The following is a 6,180-nucleotide window of genomic DNA, read 5'->3' on the forward strand; positions in this document are numbered from 1 at the left end:
GTCCCACCTCTTCCCATTCCGAACAGAGAAGTTAAGCTCACTTGCGCCGATGGTACTGCAATGCAATGCGGGAGAGTAGGTAGCCGCCTCCTTTTATCAAGAGCCTCAGATTTCGAAAGTTTTCTGAGGCTTTTTTGTTTTTCCCACAGATTTCACAGATGCTCACAGATTTTAGACCTATTCGGTCTGGAATTTCGCAGATTTTTATTATCTTTGCAGCATGAATAGGAAAAGAATTAAAAAGAAGCTTACTGGTTTAGGTCAGCGTATGCTACGGATGCCTCGTACCCGAGGATTCGGAGTACAGTCACCTACAGCCTATTCTTTCCTGCGCAAGGTGGTTAACGAAAAGGGATTTCTTAGAATCTATTGTCAGACTCATTCTGAAATCTCCTCCTCCTATCCCCAAGATGCCTCCAAACTGAAACGTCTTCTCTTCCGCATCAGAACTGTTTATCCTAATGTAGTAGAACTCTCTGCTTCTTCCCTGCTAAAGAGAGAGGATTTCCAGCAGTTTCTCTTGAATGTGTCTGATGATATGGTTTTAGTAGTTACAGACATCAATCTTGATGCAGAATATAGGAAAGTATGGCTTCGACTTGTAACAGATAATCGTACGGTTTTAACCTTTAATTTGGTTGATTGTGGTATAGTTTTCTTCGATAAAACCAAATTTAAGCAGAATTTTAATGTAAATTATTGATTTATGCGTAAATTTGTTCCATAAATATTTGGAATTTAAAATAAAAGTATTACTTTTGCAGCCAAAATAATAGAAACGTTAAATTATAGAGCTATGTATTGGACACTTGAATTGGCTTCAAAGCTTGAAGATGCACCATGGCCTGCAACTAAAGAAGAGTTGATTGACTATGCAACTCGCTCTGGTGCGCCTCTAGAAGTTCTAGAGAATTTGCAGGAGATAGAAGACGAAGGCGATGTTTACGAAAGCATCGAAGACATCTGGCCTGATTATCCTTCAAAGGATGACTTCTTGTGGAATGATGACGAGTACTAATCGTTCATCGATTACGATTATCAGTATAAGATAATGGAAATGAGCCATATAGGTGATTTCTTATGAAATTCCTATATGGCTTTTTGCCGTCTTTTATCGCCAATTTTACCGTTCTAATGGCCTTATTTTACATAATTAAATGATCAATAATCGGTATATCCTGAAATTCTTTCTTTTCTGATCGGTTAATTTCATCTTTTCTTCTCTTATTATTCTCCTTACTTCATACTAAAATCATCTGAAGTTTATAAAAAAGGAGTGATATGATAAACTTTTCTACTATCTTCGCGTACATAGTGCCATAATTAATAAAAAGGTATTTTAATATGGGAAGAATTTCAAGACTTTATCCGAAAGGACGATTGAGACTGCGTATACCAAAGATGGTGCAGTCTGGTAAAAAGTATCCATTGTATATAGAATACAATTGGCATGCTGATTCTATTCGTAAATCAACTGGTATAAGTGTGTCAGTAAAGGAATGGAATGAGAAAGGCTATTGCGGTATTGGTGAAATACGTGCCACGACTGATATTGACTATAAGTATTATAATCATGCTCTTCATAAGCGTATCGAAGACATAGATGTGAAGATACATAAGTATTATGAAATGCATCAACATATTACTTGTGATGTGATTCGATCTTTTCTCGAAGACAATGACAATGCTTTGCGACCTGATGAAGGAAAAGACTTCATAGAGTTTGCTAAAGAGTTGATGGAAAGACGTTATGAGAAAGGTAAGATTGGTTTCAGTACTTGCAAGAATGGTATTTCATATCTCAATCAGTTTGAGGAATACCTGTTGCTTGAACACAAAGGTACACATGGTGAGCATAAGGAATTCATTTATGTCTCAGATATTAGTGAAGACTTATTGCTTGACTTCCGTAAGTATCGACTCTTGGCAAAAAAGAAAGCAACAACAGTCAACAAGACTCTATGTCCGATTCTTCAGGCGTGTGAATATGCTTGTCAGTTAGGTTATATCTCTCATCAGCTTAATGCATCTCTCCAGGACTTGTATATGAAAGAAGAGGACCGGCTTGATGAAGAAGAGAGGAATATCAAGTATTTCACTGAAGAGAGACTTGCTGAGTTAGTTTCCGTTTATAATACCATCGAACAACCTCGACGAAAAGAGTTTTTGGAGATGTGGCTTTTTGCCTTCCATGCTTGCGGTATGCGAATGGTTGATGTGATGACGCTCCGATGGAAAGACATTGATTTCAACAAGAATTTCATCAGTAAAATACAAGTCAAGACGAGAAACCGAAACACCATACCTTTGAGTGAACCTCTCATTCGTATTCTTGAAAAATGGAAGGGTAGAAACAAAGTCTTTGTTTTTGATCTATTGCCAGAGAACTTCGATATAAATGACCATGAGGCGATATACCGTCGTAGAAATTCCTGGAATAATACCATCAATACTTCGCTTCGCTGTATATCTCATGATTTAAAATGGAATCAAGACTTGACTTTCCATGTTTCAAGACACACCTGGGCAGTTTTAGCGCTTGCACACGGAGCTGAAATCAGTGAGATAAGCAGATTGTTAGGTCACGCTTCAACAGGCGTCACAGAGCGAGTTTATGCAGAATTCTTGCCAGACAACCTTGCGACTGTAGTAAGCAAACTTGGCTTCTGCTTCATTCCTGATATGAATGCCAAACAAAAGAAGGTGGTATCACGCTAAACAGAGTGATACCACCTTCGATCAAATTTGTAGCCTTTATAGTCGAAACTATCAGAATATCTTGTAGTCCTTGCCAGTAAGATTAGAAATTGGCTTGAATAAACGCAATAGAATGAGCCCTATCACGATAAATGCTATTCTGACTATTACTGAACCACCCATAGTAAAACCGTGCCATACGAGGAAAATGGGTGAGCACATGAGGGCTACGATGATTAGGCACATTAGAGCTGCTAGAAATGTTTTTGGTCCCATACGTCAATAATCTAATGGAGCTATGAAATGATCATCAGGCAGGTCGTGAAAATACTTGCCATCTGCATCATTAGTCACATATGTTTCGTTTTCTGGATCTTCTGTAGCGAAATAGATTTCCAAATCCTTGAAACGATTTTTGAGAAGAACGCGGAAGTCAGTAATCAATGCGAGTTCTTCCGCTTCTATATAGAGAAAGCCTTCTGAAAGTTCGCATTTCTTGATATTACCACAGAGATTGCAAGTCCCATAGTCCACACCAAGAGCTAAGATGATGTTTCCTTCCCAATCATCGGCCTCGTCTTCTTCCATAGCAGGGCGTTCTTTCTGTATGAAAGTCTGATAGAGGTCATATATCTCTTGCAACTCTTCTTGTTTTCCCACAATGTGGTAGCGTACTTTTATATTATGCATTTGGGATGCAAAGATAGCTAAATCTGATACTATGTCTTGTCAATCGATTTCACTACTGTCCAATAAAAAAGGGCAATTCGATCTTTGAAACAGTTGAATTATAGTCTTTTATGCAGTATTTTGCAATGAAACGGACTTGATTTTGTACAATAGTTCGTTAATAATTCAATAATGTGCTAAGCAGCTATACGCTGTAAGCACGAGAGATCTTTGAAAATCTTGCTAATTAAAGTTCGGTTCGGGGTGTACCCGCTTGCTTTAAAAATTCGTTTCACCAGATAAATGTTGGTCATCAGTGACTTGAATGAAGACATAGAATATTCCATTCCCATCTCCTTCATAGTTACCTTGGCAACATTTAGTGATGTGAACGAAGCATTGAAAGCAAAATCGAGTTTCCACTTATCGCGAGCCTGGCAGTCCATAAGACCAGTATAGCCTTTGGCGTCACGAAAGCAAAATTCGATCTGAAACCTGGTTCTATAATAAAGAAGTACCTCTTCACCCGAAAGTGAGGTGTCTGTAGAGAAGAATAGTTTCTTCTTGCCATTCGGCATCTGCCAGATGACAAGTCTAACTTTACACTTGAGTGCCTTGGAATAGGCAATCAAAGTATAAGCTGTTCCTTCTATATCTTTCATCTCCATCTTCTCCATTCGAGTGAGGTCAAGATTCTTCATATCAATCTTGCCATCCTTGGTCTTGGGGCGATCACGTTTTCCAGTACGTGGACCAGTATAGACATAAAAGAGACAAGCATTGTCACGAAAGCGGCTTATCAAAGAGAAACCTTCTTTCTTTATCCCATTAACAAATGTACTTGTAGAGAAGTAAGCATCTGCAACTATGAGGGTTGAGAGTTTAAGAAGTTCCTTGCGGTAACGCTTAATGACGCTGATATAGAAATCTACCATAGTCTTGTTTCTAAGACTCAGTTCTTTATTATTTAGCGACTGGTGGGCTCTTAACATCATGCAGTCTTTGGTATCAATATCAATGAGTCCAATACCCATGATTTCGAGACCATGTTTAACAGACTGAGCACATCCTGACCAAAAACGACCGATATGTGGTGTTTTCTTGCCAGCTTTACTGATGTAGCTGGGATCAATGGCAATAGCCCATCTTCCCTGTTTACCCAAGAAGCGCTTGGCAAGTGAGACATTAAGTTTGAGCCAATCAATGCACTTCGACTTTTTCAAGCCGAATGCGTTGCGATAGGTTTGCTCAACATGCAAGCCATACCTCCCCATTTGGGTGAAATTTATCTTTCTTGGTATTACCATGAACAAAATTATCACCTCGATGAGTATTTTCTCGAAACTTTTTGTTATCTTTGCAGCTGAATCTTCAACTGCATCTTTAAAGATATCCATATATTGGTCAAGTCCTGTATTCATGTAATATTGTATTTGTCGTGATCTACAAAGTTACTGAAAATCAGCGACTTGACCAACTTTTTACAGTTAAGTTTTCATAAGCATTTCTTAATATAAGTTATTGATTTACAGACGATTAAATATTAATTTAACGCAGTATTGATTAATAAAGAATATACTACAGCTGATATATGCGCAACATATTGTGACGCTTGTGATTCATTTCCCTTGAAATCCTTAACAAATACCGCTAAGGTATAACTGATATTATTAGGCAGACATATATAGGCAACATCATTGTGAGCTGCAAGAACACCATTTTCATTAACAGAACCTGAACCTGTCTTATGCGCTATAACAACCCCTTCTTTATCAAGAAGTGGAGCTGCTATCCTATCTATACCTGTTTTACATTCTTTCAATGCATTCTTAATGAAATCTTGTTTCTCATTACTGATAAGACTTTCTGTAAACAAACGATTCATCAACATTGCAGCACCAAGAGGAGATGTGTAATTAGAGTAAGCTTTGTCAGGGTCAGCGGACATTTCCTCTTCTGTATAAGCTATCTGAAAACTCGAACGTGGTATGAGTTTCGCTATAAAACTGTCTGTTTGTGCAGTATTGAGCATATTCTTAAACATGATATTGCTTGCATTATTGTCGCTCTGGGAAAGAGTATAGCGCAACAGATCTCTTACTGTCAACGATATAACTGGTGCTGAATAATCTTTCATCATAGGGCTCCATGTCTTTGGATCAAGTTTTTCCCTATTTATCTTTACCAAGGTATCAAGGGAAAGGCCTTTTTTGTCAAAATCATTGCAAAGAGCTAATGCCTGATGAACCTTAAATACACTCATCATAGGATAAATGCTTTTATTATTAACACTAACCGTATCTGTGTTATTAATAATAACCGCCACACCAATTTCACCAGGACAAGCCGAGACAATCTGAGAAATGCTATCAGTCAAAACATCTGTTAATGGAGGATTCGCGCTACCTTTTGTAGCTGATTTATGGGACAATGAGAACACCAAGATGAAGATGCAAACTAAAGCTATACACAAAACTACGATTTGCTTTTTTCTGTTTTTTTTCATGTTTCTTAATTCCGCAACACTATAGTTTAACATTATTTATAAGTGCCTGAGCAACAAAAAGTTACCCAGGATTTTGCCACGTCAGAATTTTCACTTACCTTAGTGTTGCGAAAAGAAGACAAGCAAAACTCTAATATGACATGGCAAAGATACAAATAAAATCTGAGAAACTCACTCCTTTTGGGGGAATTTTTTCGATTATGGAGCAATTTGATGCTCTTTTAGCTCAAACCATAGATTCCACCTTGGGATTGAGATGCACTATGTTTGGTTATCAATATAGCGAGATTCTACGCTCTCTGATGTGC

At 37.8% G+C, this 6,180-nt stretch carries 6 protein-coding genes, 1 rRNA gene and 1 pseudogene; 5 read left to right on the forward strand and 3 right to left on the reverse strand.

From position 1 onward, the window contains the following. The 4 genes from rrf to NNC77_RS15800 all read left to right on the forward strand — a co-directional run. Window positions 1-92: ribosomal RNA gene (rrf, locus tag NNC77_RS15785) — 5S ribosomal RNA — on the forward strand; the annotation flags it as partial. A gap of 128 nt (window positions 93-220) precedes the next feature. Beyond that, window positions 221-703 (forward strand): hypothetical protein, encoded by a 483-nt coding sequence (locus NNC77_RS15790; RefSeq protein WP_254971774.1) that lies wholly within the window; start codon window positions 221-223, stop codon window positions 701-703. A gap of 93 nt (window positions 704-796) precedes the next feature. Further along, window positions 797-1,018 carry a DUF2795 domain-containing protein gene (locus NNC77_RS15795; RefSeq protein WP_006848869.1) on the forward strand — a complete coding sequence of 74 codons (222 nt, stop codon included), beginning with the start codon at window positions 797-799 and terminating at the stop codon, window positions 1,016-1,018. Window positions 1,019-1,344: 326 nt separating this feature from the next. Beyond that, window positions 1,345-2,718, forward strand: a complete 1,374-nt coding sequence (locus NNC77_RS15800; protein WP_153138073.1) for a tyrosine-type recombinase/integrase — start codon at window positions 1,345-1,347, stop codon at window positions 2,716-2,718. A gap of 258 nt (window positions 2,719-2,976) precedes the next feature. Here the strand turns inward: NNC77_RS15800 and NNC77_RS15805 are convergent, their stop codons facing one another. From NNC77_RS15805 to NNC77_RS15815, 3 genes are all read right to left on the reverse strand, one after another. Continuing rightward, window positions 2,977-3,357 carry a hypothetical protein gene (locus tag NNC77_RS15805; protein WP_022120728.1) on the reverse strand — a complete coding sequence of 127 codons (381 nt, stop codon included), beginning with the start codon at window positions 3,355-3,357 and terminating at the stop codon, window positions 2,977-2,979. A 206-nt stretch (window positions 3,358-3,563) separates the two neighbouring features. Beyond that, window positions 3,564-4,787, reverse strand: coding sequence for a transposase (locus NNC77_RS15810; protein WP_118117376.1), 1,224 nt, complete (start codon window positions 4,785-4,787; stop codon window positions 3,564-3,566). Between the two features lie 122 nt (window positions 4,788-4,909). After that, the gene (locus tag NNC77_RS15815) at window positions 4,910-5,872 is read right to left on the reverse strand and encodes a CfxA family broad-spectrum class A beta-lactamase (RefSeq protein WP_254971771.1); all 963 of its coding nucleotides are present in this window, start codon (window positions 5,870-5,872) and stop codon (window positions 4,910-4,912) included. Window positions 5,873-6,012: 140 nt separating this feature from the next. Here NNC77_RS15815 and NNC77_RS15820 point away from each other — a divergent pair. After that, window positions 6,013-6,180: pseudogene (locus NNC77_RS15820) on the forward strand (IS1380 family transposase); the annotation flags it as partial.

Source organism: Segatella copri (genome assembly GCF_024330485.1).
In the GTDB taxonomy this organism is placed as follows: Bacteria; Bacteroidota; Bacteroidia; order Bacteroidales; family Bacteroidaceae; genus Prevotella; species Prevotella copri_L.